The sequence below is a fragment of the Chelativorans multitrophicus genome (genome assembly GCF_011317445.1).
In the GTDB taxonomy this organism is placed as follows: domain Bacteria; phylum Pseudomonadota; class Alphaproteobacteria; order Rhizobiales; family Rhizobiaceae; genus Chelativorans; species Chelativorans multitrophicus.
Map to the genome: position 1 here is coordinate 283,547 of NZ_JAAAPL010000002.1, position 17,640 is coordinate 301,186.

General features: G+C 63.2%; 13 protein-coding genes. All 13 read left to right on the forward strand.

Going from position 1 to position 17,640, the window contains the following annotated elements; all coding sequences use genetic code 11:
• Positions 1 to 9 precede the first annotated feature (9 nt).
• Positions 10 to 1,413, forward strand: coding sequence for a UDP-N-acetylmuramoyl-L-alanine--D-glutamate ligase (gene murD / locus GNP00_RS12055; protein ID WP_011581344.1), 1,404 nt, complete (start codon positions 10 to 12; stop codon positions 1,411 to 1,413).
• Positions 1,410 to 2,564: a putative lipid II flippase FtsW gene (gene ftsW, locus GNP00_RS12060; protein WP_011581343.1), complete on the forward strand. Its 1,155-nt coding sequence runs from the start codon at positions 1,410 to 1,412 to the stop codon at positions 2,562 to 2,564. The genes murD and ftsW overlap by 4 nt, the downstream gene beginning before the upstream one ends.
• 1 nt (position 2,565) lies before the next feature.
• Positions 2,566 to 3,693 (forward strand): undecaprenyldiphospho-muramoylpentapeptide beta-N-acetylglucosaminyltransferase, encoded by a 1,128-nt coding sequence (gene murG, locus GNP00_RS12065; protein ID WP_011581342.1) that lies wholly within the window; start codon positions 2,566 to 2,568, stop codon positions 3,691 to 3,693.
• A complete protein-coding gene (gene murC, locus GNP00_RS12070; protein ID WP_011581341.1) occupies positions 3,690 to 5,087 on the forward strand; it encodes a UDP-N-acetylmuramate--L-alanine ligase in 1,398 nt (465 codons plus the stop codon). The genes murG and murC overlap by 4 nt, the downstream gene beginning before the upstream one ends.
• Positions 5,051 to 6,049, forward strand: a complete 999-nt coding sequence (murB, locus tag GNP00_RS12075) for a UDP-N-acetylmuramate dehydrogenase (RefSeq protein WP_085953091.1) — start codon at positions 5,051 to 5,053, stop codon at positions 6,047 to 6,049. The genes murC and murB overlap by 37 nt, the downstream gene beginning before the upstream one ends.
• A gap of 370 nt (positions 6,050 to 6,419) precedes the next feature.
• Positions 6,420 to 7,346, forward strand: a complete 927-nt coding sequence (locus GNP00_RS12080; protein WP_011581339.1) for a D-alanine--D-alanine ligase — start codon at positions 6,420 to 6,422, stop codon at positions 7,344 to 7,346.
• A 5-nt stretch (positions 7,347 to 7,351) separates the two neighbouring features.
• A complete protein-coding gene (locus tag GNP00_RS12085; protein WP_011581338.1) occupies positions 7,352 to 8,227 on the forward strand; it encodes a cell division protein FtsQ/DivIB in 876 nt (291 codons plus the stop codon).
• On the forward strand, positions 8,224 to 9,537 hold the full coding sequence (gene ftsA, locus GNP00_RS12090; protein ID WP_011581337.1) for a cell division protein FtsA: 1,314 nt from the start codon (positions 8,224 to 8,226) through the stop codon (positions 9,535 to 9,537). The genes GNP00_RS12085 and ftsA overlap by 4 nt, the downstream gene beginning before the upstream one ends.
• Positions 9,538 to 9,599: 62 nt before the next feature.
• A complete protein-coding gene (gene ftsZ / locus GNP00_RS12095; RefSeq protein ID WP_011581336.1) occupies positions 9,600 to 11,258 on the forward strand; it encodes a cell division protein FtsZ in 1,659 nt (552 codons plus the stop codon).
• A 323-nt stretch (positions 11,259 to 11,581) separates the two neighbouring features.
• The gene (lpxC, locus tag GNP00_RS12100) at positions 11,582 to 12,565 is read left to right on the forward strand and encodes a UDP-3-O-acyl-N-acetylglucosamine deacetylase (RefSeq protein ID WP_011581335.1); all 984 of its coding nucleotides are present in this window, start codon (positions 11,582 to 11,584) and stop codon (positions 12,563 to 12,565) included.
• 185 nt (positions 12,566 to 12,750) lie between these two features.
• Positions 12,751 to 13,617 carry an outer membrane protein assembly factor BamD gene (locus GNP00_RS12105; protein WP_011581334.1) on the forward strand — a complete coding sequence of 289 codons (867 nt, stop codon included), beginning with the start codon at positions 12,751 to 12,753 and terminating at the stop codon, positions 13,615 to 13,617.
• A gap of 14 nt (positions 13,618 to 13,631) precedes the next feature.
• Positions 13,632 to 15,308 carry a DNA repair protein RecN gene (gene recN / locus GNP00_RS12110; RefSeq protein WP_011581333.1) on the forward strand — a complete coding sequence of 559 codons (1,677 nt, stop codon included), beginning with the start codon at positions 13,632 to 13,634 and terminating at the stop codon, positions 15,306 to 15,308.
• Positions 15,309 to 15,504: 196 nt separating this feature from the next.
• Positions 15,505 to 17,616, forward strand: coding sequence for an NAD-dependent DNA ligase LigA (gene ligA / locus GNP00_RS12115; RefSeq protein WP_011581332.1), 2,112 nt, complete (start codon positions 15,505 to 15,507; stop codon positions 17,614 to 17,616).
• Positions 17,617 to 17,640 lie beyond the last annotated feature (24 nt).

Below are 17,640 nucleotides of genomic sequence, written 5' to 3' on the forward strand. Positions count from 1 at the left end.
GCTTTTCCAATGATCCCCGCCACCACCTTCCACGGCAGACAAGTCGCGCTGTTCGGCCTCGGCGGTTCGGGCATCGCGACCGCCCAGGCGATTATGGCCGGCGGTGGCGAGGTGCTTGCCTGGGACGATAATCCCGAAAGCGTGGCCAAGGCCAAGGCCGAAGGCATTAAGACCGGTGATCTGCGCGATGCGGACTGGCGCTCAATCCACACGCTCTTGCTCGCTCCCGGCGTGCCGCTCACCCATCCCCACCCGCATTGGAGCGTGGAGCTGGCGCGATCGGCGGGCGTCGAGATCATCGGCGATATCGAGCTTTTCGTGCGGGAGCGGCGGATGCATGCCGCGCACGCCCCGCTGGTGGCGATCACCGGCACGAACGGGAAATCGACGACGACGGCGCTCACGGCCCATGTGCTGAAGGCCGCCGGACGCGATACCCAGATGGGGGGCAATATCGGCCGCGCGGTGATGACGCTCGATCCGCCCGTTGCGGATCGTCATTACGTGCTCGAATGCTCCTCCTATCAGATCGACCTTTCGCCGACGCTCAATCCCACTGCCGGCGTGCTCCTCAACATCACGCCCGACCATCTCGACCGGCATGGCACGATGGAGAATTACGCTGCCATCAAGGAGCGGCTGGTGGCGGGCAGTGACACGGCGATTATCGGGGTGGACGACGAATATTGCCGCGCCGTCGCCGACCGGCTGGAGAAGGCTGGCCGGAAAGTTTCGCGGATTTCCCTGACCGGCACGCTGGAGGACGGTTTCTTCGCTGATGGAACCCAGTTGTTTCGCGCCGGGCAGGGCAAGGCCGAGCCGCTTTTCTCGCTCGAAGGCATCGGGTCCCTGCGCGGCCGGCACAACGCCCAAAATGCGTTGGCCGCGGCGGCCGCATGCCTTGCCTGCGGTCTCTCGCCTGCGGAAATCCAAACGGGGTTCAGGAGCTTCCCGGGGCTTGCTCACCGCATGGAACAGGTGGGCAAGTTGGGACACGTGCTCTTCGTCAACGATTCGAAGGCCACCAATGCCGATGCCTCGGCTCCGGCCCTCTCGTCCTTCCCGCGCATCTATTGGATCGCCGGTGGATTGCCCAAGGCCGGCGGTATCGCGAGCCTGAGACAGTATTTCCCGCGCATCGCCAAGGCCTATCTCATTGGCGAGGCGGCACCCGCCTTTGCCGCCACGATCGGAGAGGCGACAAATTACGAGATCTCCGGTACCATCGCAGCCGCAGTTCAGCACGCCGCGCGGGATGCGGCCGATGATCCCGCCGGCGATGTGGTGGTCCTGTTGTCACCGGCCTGTGCGAGTTTCGATCAGTTCAGAAATTTCGAGGTCAGGGGTGAAGCGTTTCGCGATGCGGTGCGCGCCCTGCCGGGCATTGAGCTTATTGGGGAGAAGAGGGCATGATCAGCCGTACCGACCGCTCCATGGTGGCGAACTGGTGGTGGACTGTCGACCGATGGTTCCTTGCCGCATTCCTCTTTCTCATGGGACTCGGCGTCGTGCTTTCCTTCGCCGCGAGCCCGGCGGTGGCCGAGCGCATCGGCCTTGAGAGCTATCATTTCGTGACACGCCAGATCGTCTACATGATCCCGGCGCTGGTGGTTCTAATCGGCATTTCCTTCCTCAATCCGCGCCAGGTGCGTCGGGTCGCCCTCGCGATGCTCTGCATCGCGCTCCTGCTCATGGTGGCGACGCTCTTTTTCGGCATGGAGGTTAAGGGCTCGCGGCGCTGGATCCATCTTTTCGGCCTGTCGATCCAGCCTTCCGAATATATGAAGCCTGCTTTCGTGGTGATCTGCGCGTGGCTCTTCGCCGAGCACGCGCGGCAGCCGGAGATTCCCGGCAATCTCTTTGCCATGCTGCTCCTCGGTCTCGTCGCGGCCTTGCTTGTCGCCCAGCCGGATCTCGGGCAGACCATGCTCGTTCTTGCCACCTGGGGCGCGATGTTTTTCATCGCCGGCATGCCATGGCTGTGGATCCTCGTGCTCGGCGCGCTGGGCGCTGCCGGTGCGGTCGCCGCCTATGTCGTTTTTCCGCATGTGGCCGAGCGTATCGATCGCTTCGTCACCGGGGAAGGAGACACCTATCAGGTGGATATGAGCCTGGAGGCGCTGACGCGCGGCGGCTGGCTCGGCCAGGGTCCGGGCGAGGGCTCAGTCAAGCGCATCCTGCCCGACAGCCACACAGACTTCGTCTTCGCCGTGGCGGGAGAGGAATTCGGCCTCATCATGTGCCTCATCATCCTCGCCCTTTTTGCCTTCGTCGTGCTGCGGGGGCTTTCGATCGCGCGGCGTCAGGAAGACGATTTTACGCGCTATGCGCTTTCCGGCCTCGTCGTGCTTTTCGGCCTGCAATCCATCATCAACATGGCCGTCAATGTCCGCATGATGCCGGCCAAGGGCATGACGCTGCCATTCATCTCCTATGGCGGCTCCTCGCTCATTGCCATGGCCATCTCGATGGGTTTTGTGCTGGCGTTGGCGCGCCGCCGGCCGGAGAAGCGCCGGCCGGTGAGCTTCTCCGCTATTTCCGGCAGGGCCGCGGCTGCGGGCTGAAATGGCTGGACGAACCATTCTTCTCTCCGCCGGTGGGACGGGCGGCCATCTCTTTCCGGCAGAGGCCCTAGCGCATGAATTGCGGGCGCGGGGCTGGTCGGTGCATCTTGCCACCGACAAGCGCGCGACCCGCTTTGCCGGCACATTTCCCGCTGACGAAATCCACGCGATAGACTCCGCAACGTTCGGCTCGCGCAATCCCTTAGCACTTCTCAAAAGCGGGCTTTCCATCTGGCGCGGTTTCAAACAGTCCACCGCCTTGATCAACCGCCTGAAGCCGGCGGCGGTGGTGGGATTCGGCGGCTATCCCACCCTGCCGCCGCTCTATGCGGCGACCAGGCGCCAGGTGCCCACCCTTGTTCATGAGCAGAACGCCGTAATGGGCCGCGCCAACAAGGCGCTCGCGCCGCGCGTGACGGCCATTGCCGGGGGATTCCTGCCCGAGAGCGACGGCCCCTTCGCATCGAAGACCGTCCTGACCGGCAATCCGGTTCGCCCAGCGGTCATCCAGGCGTCCGGCACACCCTATGCGCCTTCCAGCGGGCGAGGGGTCTTCCGCCTGCTCGTCTTCGGCGGCAGCCAGGGCGCGCAGTATTTCTCGCAGGTGGTGCCCGAGGCCGTCCGCCTGCTGCCTGCGACCCTGCGGTCCCGACTCAGGATCGTGCAGCAGGCTCGACCGGAGGACGAAGGACCAGTCCGCTCCGCCTACGACGAACTGGGCGTGAAGGCGGAGGTTTCCCCCTTCTTCACCGATCTTGCCAGCCGAATCGCCGATGCGCATCTGGTTATTTCCCGTTCAGGCGCTTCCACGGTATCCGAGATTGCAGTCATAGGCCGTCCGGCCATTCTCGTGCCTTATCCTTACGCGCTCGATCACGACCAGGCCGCCAACGCGACTGCGCTCGAACGCGCGGGCGGCGCAGAGATCGTGCCGCAGGAGAAGCTTTCGGCCGAGCGGTTGCGCGGGCTCCTGGAAGTGGCCATGGGTGCGCCGGATAAACTCGCCGCCATGGCCGCGGCGGCGAAAAGCGTCGGCCGGCCGGATGCTTCGAGATTGCTGGCGGACGTTACGGAAGCTATTGCATCGGGGGAGACTGTTACAGAGTTCAAACGGAGAAGAAGCGCATGAAAATGCCGCAGACAATCGGAGTGGTGCACTTTGTGGGCATCGGCGGCATCGGCATGAGCGGCATCGCAGAGGTTCTGCACACGCTCGGCTACCATGTGCAGGGCTCCGACCAGGCCGAAAATGCCAATGTGGTGCGCCTGCGCGAAAAGGGCATCAAAGCCTTCATCGGCCATGCAGCGGAGAATCTGGGCGATGCGGAGGTCGTGGTGATCTCCAGCGCCATCAAGCGCGACAACCCGGAATATGTCGCCGCGCGCGAAAGGCACCTTCCCATCGTGCGCCGCGCGGAAATGCTCGCCGAGCTCATGCGTTTCCGTCAGGCGGTCGCCATCGGCGGCACGCACGGCAAGACCACGACCACCTCCATGGTGGCCGCCCTCCTGGATGCGGGCGGGCTTGACCCGACGGTCATCAATGGCGGTATCATCAACGTCTACGGCACCAATGCCCGCATGGGAGAGGGCGACTGGATGGTGGTGGAAGCCGATGAGAGCGATGGCACCTTTCTCAAGCTCCCCGCCGATATTGCGGTGATAACCAATATCGACCCGGAGCATCTCGATCATTACGGCTCCTTCGACAAGGTCCGCGAGGCCTTCCGCCAGTTCGTCGAGAACGTGCCGTTCTACGGTCTCGGCGTCATGTGCATTGATCACCCGGAAGTGCAGGCGCTTGTCTCCCGCATCGAGGACCGGCGCGTCGTCACCTATGGCGAGAACCTTCAGGCGGATGTCCGGTTCGAGAACCATCGGATGGAGAACGGCCACTCCGTATTCGACGTCATCATCCGCGCGCGCAAGAGCGATGCTGTGAAAGCAATGCGCGACCTGCGCCTTCCGATGCCCGGCCGGCACAATGTATCCAACGCCACCGCCGCCATTGCCGTCGCCAACGAACTTGGTATGGGCGAAGAGGCTATCCGCAAGGGCCTTGCCGCCTTTGGCGGAGTCAAGCGCCGTTTCACGCTGACCGGCACCTGGAATGGCATCAGCATCTTCGACGATTACGGGCATCACCCGGTGGAGATCCGCGCCGTGCTGAAAGCTGCGCGCGAGGCCACGTCGGGCCGCATCATCGCGATCGCCCAACCGCACCGCTATACGCGGCTGCGCGATCTGTTCGATGAATTCTCCGCCTGCTTCAACGATGCCGATACGGTTTTGGTGGCGCCGGTCTATGCGGCGGGCGAATCGCCGATCGCCGGCATCTCCTCCGAAGCGCTGGTGGCTAGTCTGCGCGCTGCCGGGCACCGCGATGCACGCTTTATACCGGGCCCGGAAGCGATTGCTCCCATCGTGCGCGAGGCGGCCAATGAAGGCGATTTCGTCGTCTTTCTCGGCGCGGGCAATATCACTCAATGGGCCTATGCCCTGCCCAAGGAACTCTGTTCGTGACCCGCGGCTCCGTACTCCTTGAAAAGCTCGGCGACCGGCTATCCGGCCTGCGCGGGCGGCTCACGCCGGATGCCGGCATGGACAAGATCACCTGGTTCCGCGCGGGTGGAGAGGCGGACCTGCTTTTCCAGCCGCAGGATGAGGAGGATCTCGCGGCCTTTCTTAAAGCGGTGCCTGAAGAAATCCCGGTGACGATTGTCGGCATTGGCTCCAATCTTCTGGTTCGCGACGACGGCATGCGCGGTTTCGTCGTGCGGCTTTCAGCCAAGGGCTTTGGTGAAGCCGAGGTGATTTCGCCCACCCGTATCCGAGCAGGCGCGGCGATACCGGACAAGCGGCTTGCCGCCTTCGCGCTCGAAGCAGGCATCGGCGGCTTCCATTTTTTCCATGGCATTCCCGGAGGTTTGGGCGGTGCGCTGCGCATGAATGCCGGCGCGAATGGCGTGGAGACGAGCGAACGTGTCGTGGAGGTGCGCGCGCTCGACCGTCGGGGCGAGCTGCACGTGTTTTCCAATGCCGAGATGGGGTATTCCTACCGCGCATCGGCGGCATCGCAGGGGCTTATCTTCACATCGGCTGTGCTTGAAGGCTACGCGGAGGATCGCGAGGCCATCCGGGCTGCCATGGATGCCGTTCAGCATCATCGCGAAACGGTCCAGCCCATCCGGGAGAAGACAGGAGGCTCGACCTTCAAAAACCCGGAGGGCACCTCCGCCTGGAAGGAGATCGACAGGGCCGGCTGCCGCGGCCTGATGATTGGCGGCGCCCAAATGTCGCCCATGCATTGCAATTTCATGATCAATACCGGCACGGCAACCGGCTACGATCTCGAATATCTGGGCGAAACGGTTCGCGCACGCGTTTTGGAGAATTCCGGCATAAAGCTGGAGTGGGAGATCAAGCGTATCGGCGCCTTTAAGCCGGACCATTCGGTCGATCCGTTCCTCGGCCAATTGCTTTAGTTTCTCAGGGGTGTGCTGTCGGCACTTGAATGCCGATCCGCATGTTCACCGTTCAGGAGCACCGGGGCTCTCGTTGCGCGGAGGCTATGGCTGCGTCTGCCGCGTTGTCACCCCAAGGTCCGCCGCGGCCGTGTTCACTGTTTTTGGTCTCCCGAAAGGGGCATGCGTCGATCACTTTTGGCAAATTTTAGCAAAAATTGAATCCTTCGGAATCTCAAGGCCTTGCCACGGAATCAACTCTCTGATTCTTTAGCTAGAAGTATTTCCTGATTTGAGTCGGCGCGTTTGTAGCCGGGGGCTTTCATCCAAGTGGCAGTTTTGTGTTGCGAGAGCGCTGCGCTTGTCGCGGCTGGGAAAAGGGCATCGGTGAATGAAGAAAAAGCACGTGGCCGTGCTCATGGGCGGGTTCTCGTCAGAGAGGCCTGTTTCACTGTCTTCAGGCAATTCCTGCGCCGACGCCCTGGAGGCGGAGGGCTACCGCGTCTCGCGCGTTGACGTCTCGCGTGATGTCAGCCGTGTCCTTTCTGAATTGAAGCCCGACGTCGCATTCAATGCGCTGCATGGTCCCTTCGGTGAAGATGGTACCGTTCAGGGCGTATTGGAATATCTGGGAATTCCCTACACGCATTCGGGCGTGCTCGCTTCGGCTCTCGCCATGGACAAGGACCTGGCGAAGACCGTCGCTAAATCCGCCGGTATTCCAGTGGCTTCCTCCCGAGTCATGAACCGCTTCGAGATCGGTGATAAACATCCGATGGAGCCGCCTTATGTCGTCAAGCCGGTAGCCGAGGGGTCAAGCTTCGGCGTGGTGATCGTTCGCGAGGGACAATCGCATCCGCCGCAGGTCCTGGGCTCTGCCGAATGGGGTTATGGCGAGCGTGTCATGGTCGAGCGCTATATCCCCGGGCGTGAGCTCACCTGCGCGGTCATGGGGGACCGGGTGCTCGGGGTCTGCGAGATCGTTCCGGTCGGGCACAGCTTCTATGATTACGATTCGAAATATGCTCCGGGCGGATCAAGGCATGTTTGTCCGGCGGAAATTTCACCGAATATTTACCAAAAAATAGAAAGACTGGCCCTTAAGGCGCACCAAGCGATTGGTTGCCGGGGCGTGAGTCGTTCGGACTTCCGCTATGACGACCGGCTTCCTGGGGAAGAAGGGATCGTCTGGCTGGAGATCAACACGCAGCCTGGCATGACACCAACCTCCTTGGTGCCGGATATCGCCGCTCAGGCGGGGATTGGCTTTGGGGCACTCTTGAGTTGGATGGTGGAGGACGCGTCTTGTCCGCGGTGAGCTCAGTGGGGAAGTGGCGCTCCGGCGTTGCCGGCTTCATATTGCCGCGCCTGCTGCGCAGGCCGATGCGCGTGCTTCAGCGCCTGAGCGAGCGGGAGCTTCCGCCTTTTGCGGCGAGCGGGGCGAGCTTTGCCTTGTTTGCGCTGGCCGGCCTCTATGGCGTCGTGGAGGGCGGTCATTCAGAAGCGGTGCTGAAGGCCATTACCTCCCGTGTGGGCTTCGCCATCAATGACGTGCAGGTGTCCGGGAACGAGGAGACGTCCGAGATCGACGTGCTGCAGCAGGTCGGGCTCGATGGATGGACCTCGATGGTGGGCTTCAATGTGCGCGAGGCCCGGGCGCGGATCGCGGAACTTCCCTGGGTCGAAAGCGCAACGGTTCGCAAGGTTTATCCGTCGACGCTCGCGATCGAGATGGTCGAGAAGGCGCCTTTTGCCCTGTGGCAGCAGGGGAACCAGCTTTCCATTATCGAAGCGGATGGCGACGTAATTGCGCCCTTTGCCGGCGGGCGTTATGCCATGCTGCCCGTTGTCATCGGCGAGGGTGCCGACAAGGCCGGGCCCGACTTCGTCTCGAAGGTGCAGAAGGTACGGGGGCTTGAGGGGCGCGTGAAGGCGTATATCCGCGTGGCCGGCAGGCGGTGGGATCTTCGGCTCGACAATGGCGTGACGATCAAACTGCCGGAGAAGGATGTCGAGACGGCGCTCGCTGAGGTCTCGCGGCTCGATGCGGAATATTCGCTCCTCTCCCGTGACATTACAACGGTCGATCTCAGATTGCCGGATCGGCTGACCGTGGCCCTTGCCCCGGAGGCGGCTGAAGCGCGTAAGAAAGAGTTCGAGGAAATGGAGCGGAAACGCAAGAAGGGAGCCAGGACATGAGCTGGCTTCTCGGAAAAGGCGGAGCGGCCCAACGTTCAGGTATCATCACCGTGCTCGATGTGGGGTCGAGTAAGGTTTCCTGCATCATCGCCAAACTGTTGCCCGACGAAAATATGCGCGCGCTGCCGCATCGCACCCATCGCATTAGGGTGGTGGGCATCGGTCATCAGAAATCCCAGGGTGTGAAGTCCGGTGTGGTGGTCGATCTCGACCGCGCGGAGCAGGCGATCCGGCTTGCCGTGGACGCTGCGGAGCGGATGGCGGGCCTCACGGTCGACTCGCTCATCGTCAATGTTTCAGCGGGGCGGATCCGCAGTGAGACCGCATCCGCCACCATCAATCTCGGCGGGCACGAGGTGGCCAATGCCGATATCGCGCGTGTGCTGCTTGCGGGTGCCCGCCAGGCCCTGCGTGCGGAGCGCGAGGTGGTGCATTCCCTAGCTGTCGGCTTCTCGCTCGACGTGGAGCGCGGCATTCGCGACCCGAGGGGCATGATGGGCGATGCGCTCGGCGTCGACATGCATGTGGTCACCGCCGATGCCGTGCCGCTGAGAAATCTGGAACTGTGCATCAATCGGGCGCATCTGTCGGTCGAGCGCATGGTCGCGACGCCTTATGCCAGCGGGCTCGCGGCTCTGGTCGACGACGAAGCGGAGATGGGAGCAGCCTGCATCGACATGGGCGGCGGCACCACGACCATGTCTGTGTTCGTCGACGGCAAGTTCGTTCACGCCGATGCCATCCCCGTGGGCGGCAATCATGTGACGATGGATCTGGCGCGCGGCCTCTCAATAAGGCTTTCCGATGCTGAGCGGCTCAAGGTCATGCAAGGATCCGCACTGCCCGTGACCACCTCCGATGACCGCGAGATGGTCTCGATACAGCCCATCGGCGGCGACGAGATGGACCAGCCGTTGCAGGTGCCGCGCTCGGTCATGACCCGCATCGTTCGGGCACGGGTCGAGGAAACCCTGGAGCTGGTTAGGGACCGGCTCAATCGTTCGGGTTATGGCGCCCTGGTCGGGCGCCGGGTTGTGCTCACGGGCGGCGCAAGCCAGCTTTCGGGGTTGCCGGAAGCCGCGCGCCGGCTTCTGGGCAGGAATGTTCGCCTCGGGCGGCCGCTTGGTGTCGCCGGTTTGCCGGAGGCGGCTAAGGGCGCGGCCTTTGCAGCGCCTGTCGGTCTTTTGATCTATCCGCAGGTTGCGGAATTCGAGAGCCGGGCGGCGGCAAAGGGTGGCCTGTTCATGCGTGCCACAGGGACAGCAGGCAGGTTTCAGCGTGTCGGACAGTGGTTCCGAGACAGTTTTTGACGGGGGAAAGCCATCAACACCGCGGCGGCGAGGCAGCGGGCAAGGCGGAAAGGACGAAACTTATGACCATCAATCTTAAGAAGCCGGACATTACCGAGCTTAAGCCGAGGATCACGGTCTTCGGCGTTGGAGGCGGGGGCGGCAACGCAGTCAACAATATGATTACCGCGGGGCTTCGCGGCGTGGAATTCGTCGTCGCGAACACGGATGCGCAGGCCCTGACCATGTCGAAAGCCGAGCGCATCATTCAACTCGGCGCCAATGTTACAGAGGGACTTGGCGCGGGGTCTCAGCCGGAGGTGGGCCAGGCCGCGGCCGAGGAATGCATCGACGAGATCATGGATCATCTGTCGCATACGCATATGTGCTTCGTCACCGCCGGAATGGGCGGCGGCACGGGCACGGGTGCTGCCCCGGTGGTGGCGCGGGCCGCGCGCGAGAAGGGTATCCTTACCGTCGGTGTGGTCACCAAGCCGTTCCATTTCGAGGGGCAGCGGCGCATGCGCATCGCCGATCTGGGCATCGAGGAGCTGCAGAAATGCGTCGATACGCTCATCGTGATCCCGAACCAGAACCTCTTCCGCATTGCCAATGACAAGACCACCTTCGCCGACGCCTTCGCGATGGCGGACCAGGTGCTCTACTCGGGTGTTGCCTGCATCACCGATCTGATGGTGAAGGAAGGCCTCATCAATCTCGACTTCGCCGATGTGCGCTCGGTCATGCGCGAAATGGGCAAGGCCATGATGGGCACGGGCGAGGCTTCCGGCGAAGGCCGCGCGATGGCGGCGGCGGAAGCTGCGATCGCCAATCCGCTGCTGGACGAGACCTCCATGAGGGGTGCCAGGGGCCTCCTCATCTCCATCACCGGCGGCCGCGACCTCACCTTGTTCGAGGTGGACGAGGCTGCGACCCGTATCCGCGAGGAAGTCGACCAGGATGCGAACATCATCCTCGGCGCGACCTTCGACGAGGAGCTGGAGGGCGTCATCCGCGTTTCGGTCGTCGCCACGGGCATCGACAAGGCTGCGCACGACATTTCCGCGCCGCCCTCGGCAACTCGCCAGCCGCCGCGCCCTCAGGGCCTGTCGAAGCCCACGGCCGGTTTCGAAACGCGCGCTCCTGCCCCGCAGCCAGCTCCTCAGCCGGCAAGGGAGATCCAGCCCGAACCACAGGCGGACGCCCATCACGAGATGGTTGCTGACGCCCTCAGGGTTGCGCAAGGAGGCGGTGCACCGGCAGCCCAATCTGCCGGGTTCCAGCCGCAGAGCAAGCTTTTCAGGCCTGCCGCCCCTGCGCCGGAGCCGGCGCCCATGCGGGCGGCCGCCGTCGCGCAACATCAACCCCAGCCGCAGCCGGTTCATGCTGAGCCTGCGCCCGCGCCGCGCATGCCTCGCGTGGAGGACTTTCCGCCGGTCGTCCAGGCGGAGATCCAGGCTGGCGCTGCGCATGCCGCTCCCGAGCAGGAGGACCGCGGCCCGATGGGTTTGCTGAAGCGCCTGACAACCGGGTTGTCGCGCCGCGACGAGGATAGCCACGCCGGCCAGGCTCCCGAGCCGCGCTTGCGCCAGGCCGATCCGCGCCGTACCGCGCCGGAAAGCAACATCTACGCGCCGCGCCGCGGTCAGCTCGACGAGCAGGGCCGGGTCGTACAGCCAAGGGCCTCGCAGGAGGATGACCAGCTCGATATCCCCGCCTTCCTGCGGCGCCAGGCGAACTAGCGCATTGGGCCGAAGGCGGCACCGGTTGTCGGAAAGGGCGCACGACGCTGAAGGTCTGCGCGCAAGTGATGGAGCGGAGGCGGGCGCATTCCGCTCCATGACGTGCCTTAACATTGGTTAAACGAAAACCGGGCGCGCGAGCGCCCGGTGTCGTTTGAAAAAGCTTTGGAAACAAGGGATTGGGCCTAGTTCGCGAATCAGTTAGCCGGTAACAGAGGGTAAGAAAGCGTGATTTGGCGCGGGCCGGCGGCATCACTATGTTCCTGCTGTTTTCAGGCAGGGTGCCTTCAGCAGGCCTGCCAACGTACAGAGCCGGCCGGAACATGAGACACGGGCAAAGGCTGTGGGCAAGCTCGCTGGGGGTAGAATTGCTGGAATATCAAACGACTCTCAAGTCGCGCTTTACGCTGTCCGGCGTCGGTGTCCACACCGGCAAGGCCGTATCCATCCATTTCAGTCCCGCCGAAGCTGATACCGGCATTGTCTTTCAGCGCATCGATAGTGGCGCGTCTGGAAAGGTGATCCGCGCCCTCGTATCGGATGTTGGCGCAACGGACCTTTGCACTGGCCTCGGCGATCCGGCGGGCGACCATGTCGCCACCGTCGAGCATCTGATGGCCGCGCTGCTCGGCATGGGCGTTGACAATGTCTCGATCGAGATAGACGGTCCCGAGGTGCCCATCATGGATGGCAGCGCCGCGGCTTTTGTCGACGCTTTTACGCAGACCGGCCTCGTCCAGCTTTCGGAGAAGCGGCGCTATATTCGCATCGTGAAGCCGGTGCGGTTCGAATCAGGAAGCTCATGGGCCGAGTTCCAGCCCTATAACGGCACGCGCTTCGAAGTGGAGATCGATTTCGAAAGTCCAGCCATCGGGCGCCAGTCCTTCGCCACCGATTTCACGCCCGAGATCTTTAAACGGGATATCTCTCGTGCGCGCACCTTCGGTTTCATCAAGGATGTGGAGCGGCTTTGGGCCGCGGGATATGCGCTTGGCTCTTCGCTCGAAAATTCCGTGGTGATCGGCGAGGATCACCGCGTGATCAATATGGAAGGGCTGCGTTACCCGAACGAGTTCGTCCGTCACAAGATGCTGGACGCCGTGGGCGATCTGGCGCTTGCAGGGGCGCGCTTCATCGGCTGCTTCCGCTCCTATCGGGGCGGTCATCGCGTCAATGCGGCGGCGCTGCGCCATCTGCTCACAGACCGTTCCGCGTTCGAAATCGTGGAGGCAACTCGCGTGGGCCGTGGCCGCGGTGCCGAAATGATCGCCGTCAACGCGCCGCTATACGCGCCCTGGATGCTTTAGGGGCGCTGCTTTCTTCTGTGGATTGCGGGGCGGCAATACCCTCTCAATCCACAGACACAGATGGTCCCTCTGGTCTTTCGCCACAAAAATGTGCCAATAGCGCCAGATAGCGTTGCCGCGTCTTTGCTTTCTGCATATGACTGCGTGCACATCTTGGTTCCCCCATCCAGAGGAACGGACTGCGAATGCTTTTGACACGCCCTGCCAGCAGTCTCCGCCGGCCACGGCTCCCCGCGTTGGCTTTGGCCGCGCTCGCCGCTCCCCTTTTGCTCGCCGGCTGCAACGCCGAAAAAGATCTGGACCTCTCGACCTATGTCGAGCAGACCGAGCCCGCCGACGTGCTTTACAATCAAGGCCTTGCCAATCTCAATGCCGGCCGCATGAGAGAAGCGATCGCGAAATTCGAGGCGGTCGACCGGCAGCATCCCTATTCGGAGTTTGCCCGCAAGGCGCTCATTATGAACGCCTTTGCCAATTACCGGCAGGGTAAGTATACCGAGGCGATCAATGCCGGCAAACGCTATGTCACGCTCTATCCTACGAGTGAGGACGCGGCCTATGCCCAATATCTCGTAGGCCTCAGCTATTTCCGCCAGATCAAGGACGTCACGCAGGATCAGCGTGAGGCACGGCTGACCATCGAGGCCATGCAGCAGGTGGTCGATGTCTGGCCCGAATCGGAATACGTGACCGACGCCCAGGCGAAGATCCGCTTTGCGCGCGACCAGCTCGCAGGCAAGGAGATGCAGGTCGGCCGGTATTATCTGGAGCGGCGCGAATATATCGCTGCCGTGCGCCGGTTCCGCGGCGTGGTGGAGAATTACGGCAACACGCGCCATGTCGAAGAGGCGCTGGCGCGGCTGGTGGAAGCCTATCTTGCGATGGGCATTGCCTCCGAGGCGCAGACCGCCGCAGCCGTTCTCGGGCATAACTTCCCAGACAGCCAGTGGTACAAGGATTCCTACACGCTTCTGCAGTCCGGCGGCCTTGAGCCGCGGGAAGACAGGGGTTCCTGGATTTCCAGGGCCGCGTCGATCATTACGGGGGGCTAGCGCCCGGCGCGCCGATGCTGTCGCACCTTTCGATCCGCGATATCGTCCTGATCGAGCGGCTCGACATCGATTTTTCGGCTGGGCTTTCGGTGCTGACCGGCGAGACCGGTGCGGGCAAATCCATCCTGCTCGATTCGCTCTCGCTTGCGCTTGGGGCCCGAGGGGATGCGTCGCTGGTTCGCCATGGGGCGGAGCAGGGGCAGGTGACAGCCGTTTTCGACGTGCCGCTGATCCATCCCGCGCGGGAGATCCTGCGTGATAACGCCATAGACGACCAGGGCGACATCATCCTGCGCCGCACACAGGCGGTGGACGGACGCACCCGCGTTTTCATCAACGATCAGCCGGCGAGCGTGGCACTGATGCGGCAGGTGGGCCGTGCGCTCGTGGAAATTCACGGCCAGCACGACGAGCGGGCGCTGGTGGATGCGGCGGCCCATCGCGATCTCCTGGATGCGTTCGGCGGTCTTGGCGCCCGTGTGGATGCCGTGCGCATGGCTTGGCGTGCCTGGCGGCAGGCGGAGCAAGAGCTTGCGCGTCACCGCGCCCGGGTGGAGGCGGCAGCGCGCGAAGCCGACTTCCTGCGCGCGTCCGTGGATGAGCTTTCCAAGCTCGACCCACAGCCGGGCGAGGAGACAGAACTTGCCGAAGAGCGCGCGCGCATGATGCGGGCGGAGAAGATCGCCGCCGACATATCCGACGCGCAGGAGGTGTTGTCCGGCAACAATTCTCCGGTTCCTGCGCTCGCGAGCCTTTTGCGCCGGCTTCAGCGAAAATCGCAGGAAGCGCCTGGCCTGCTCGAGGAGATCGTTGCCTCCCTCGATGAAGCGCTTCTATCGCTCGACGCCACCCAGAGTGCCGTAGATGCCGCCATGCGGGCGAGCGAGTACGATCCCGACCGGCAGGAGAAAGTCGAGGAGCGTCTGTTCGCGCTGCGCGCCGCCGCCCGCAAGCACAATGTGCTGGTGGATGATCTTGCCGCCTTGCGCGACCGGATGGACGCGGACCTTGCCGATCTCGACGCGGGCGAGGAAAAGCTTCTCCTCCTTGAGAAGGAGGCTAGGACCCGCCGCACTGCCTATGACGAGGTCGCGGCGCTTTTGTCTGAGGAGCGGCGGCGCGCGGCGGAGGTGCTGGCCGAGGCCGTCATGGCAGAGCTGCCGGCGCTGAAGCTGGAGCGTGCGCGCTTCATCGTGGAGATCCAGAGCGAACCGGACGATCGAACGGAAGAGGGGATCGACCACGCGGAGTTCTGGGTGCAGACCAATCCCGGCACGCGGCCAGGCCCGATCATGAAGGTCGCCTCGGGCGGCGAGCTTTCGCGCTTCCTTCTTGCCCTAAAGGTCGCCCTAGCAGACAGGGGCTCTGCCCCTACGCTTGTTTTCGATGAGATCGACACCGGCGTGGGCGGCGCCGTGGCCGATGCCATCGGCCAGCGCCTGGCGCGCCTGTCGGAGCGCATCCAGGTGCTTTCCGTAACTCATGCGCCGCAAGTGGCCGCCCGCGCAAGTACGCATTACCTGATCGCCAAGGACGGCGGTCATGACCGGGTGACCACCGGAGTTTCCGTGATGGACCTCGTGCAGCGTCAGGAGGAGATCGCACGCATGCTCGCCGGCGCCACGATCACGGACGAAGCCCGCGCTGCCGCGGAGCGCCTTTTGCGCGAGAACGCTGCCGTGGCCGGGTAGGAGATTTTCCAGGTCCAGGGCATGGACATTCGGGACGAGCCCGAGCATGGCGACTGGCATGGGGCGTATCTGGCAGCTATTCGCATCGCTTTGAGACCGACTTGTCATTCCATGGCGGTATAGGCGGTGCGAACCGCTTGAGCGTCTGGCCGCAAACGCCATATGTTGGCAGCCAAACGAATCCGGATTGCCGCCCATGACCACAGCCAGGATCCCCGTCGATGAACTGACGGAGGAGCAAGCCAAGGACGAACTTGCCCGTCTTGCGCAGGAGATCGGGAGGCATGACCGGCTCTATTACTCAGAGGACGCGCCGGAAGTCTCCGATGCCGAATATGACGCGTTGCGGCGGCGCAATCTGGCCATCGAGCAGGCGTTCCCGAATCTGATCCGGGCGGATTCGCCGTCGAAGCGAATCGGAGCACCGGCAGTCGAGAAATTCGAGAAGGTCCGGCACAAGGTGCCGATGCTCTCGCTGGACAACGCTTTCACCGATGACGACGTCGTCGACTTCGTGGCGCGTGTCCGCCGCTTTCTGAAGATGGAGCCCCATGCGCCGATCGCCATGACGGCGGAGCCGAAGATCGATGGGCTGTCCCTTTCGATTCGCTATGAAAACGGGAGGCTCGTCTCGGCTGCAACGCGCGGCGACGGGCAGGTGGGCGAGAATGTCACCGCCAATGCCCGCGCCGTTGCCGATATTCCTAATGTGCTTTCCGGCGATTTTCCCGAGATCCTGGAAGTGCGCGGCGAGGTCTACATGACCCATCGCGATTTTCTGGCGCTCAACGAACGCCAGCGCGCGGAGGGCAAGCAGACCTATGTGAACCCGCGCAACACGGCGGCAGGATCGCTCCGCCAGCTGGACGCGTCGATCACGGCGGCGCGACCGCTCAAATTCTTCGCCTATGCATGGGGCGAGGTGAGCGAGATGCCGTCTCAGACCCAAATGGGAATGGTCGAAGCGCTGAAAAGCTACGGCTTTCGGACCAACAAGCTGATGTGCCTTTGCGAGACTGCGCGAGAGCTGCTGGAGCACTATCATGCCATCGAGGAGCGCCGCGCCACGCTGGGCTATGATATCGACGGCGTCGTTTACAAGGTGAACGATCTGGCGCTGCAGCAGCGGTTGGGATACGTCTCCCGCAGCCCGCGCTGGGCCATTGCGCATAAGTTTGCTGCCGAGAAGGCGTTCACCATTCTGCGCGATATCGACATCCAGGTGGGCCGCACCGGTGCGCTGACGCCTGTGGCGCGGCTGGAGCCAGTCACGGTGGGCGGCGTGGTGGTGACAAACGCCACGCTGCACAATGCCGAGGAGATCGAACGCCTCGGAATCAAAATCGGCGATACGGTCCAGGTGCAGCGTGCGGGCGATGTCATTCCGCAGATTCTCGGTTATGCGGAGGATCGCAGACCAGCGGATGCGAAAGAATTCGTCTTCCCCAGCGTCTGCCCCTGCGAGCTCAAGACGCCGGTCGTGCGCGATTCCACGGCGGGAGGCGGGGAGGGCGTGGTGCGGCGCTGCTCGGGCGAGTTTGCCTGTCCCTTCCAGCGCATCGAACATCTGCGTCTCTTCGTCTCCCGGCGCGCTTTCGATATCGAGGGATTGGGCGAAAAGCAGATCGAGTTCTTCTTCCGCGACCCGGACCTGCCGGTCAAAAGCCCCGCAGACATCTTCACACTTGCCGAGCGCGACGCGCAGAACATCAAAAAGCTCAAGGACAAGGAAGGGTGGGGCACGGTCTCGGCCGGAAATCTCTTCGCGGCCATCGAAGCAAAGCGGACTATCCCGCTCGACCGCATGATCTATGGGCTGGGTATCCGTCACGTGGGTGAGCGCACCGCCGTTACGCTGGCGCGCGGATATGGTTCATGGAAGGCCTTCCACGATTCGGCTCTTGCGATTGCCGGCGGAGATCTCTCCGCACGGGAAGAGATGGACGCGCTGGAGGATATCGGCGATGCCGTCATAGACGCGATCGCCACTTATTTCGCAGAGGAGCACAATTGCCGGCTTGTGGAGGCGCTCGCCGCGCAGGTCAACGTGCTGGAGGCGGAGCGGCCGGTTGCCGATTCGCCGGTGGCGGGCAAGACGATCGTCTTTACCGGCGCGCTCGAACGCATGTCGCGCGACGAGGCGAAAGACATGGCCGAGCGGTTGGGAGCCAAGGTGGCCGGTTCGGTCTCCTCAAAGACGGATCTGGTCGTGGCAGGGCCCGGCGCTGGCTCCAAGCTCAAAAAGGCAGCCGAGCTCGGCATTGAGGTCATCGACGAGGATATGTGGTTCCAGAGGATCGGTGCATAGGACGATACATCACCGCTGTTCATC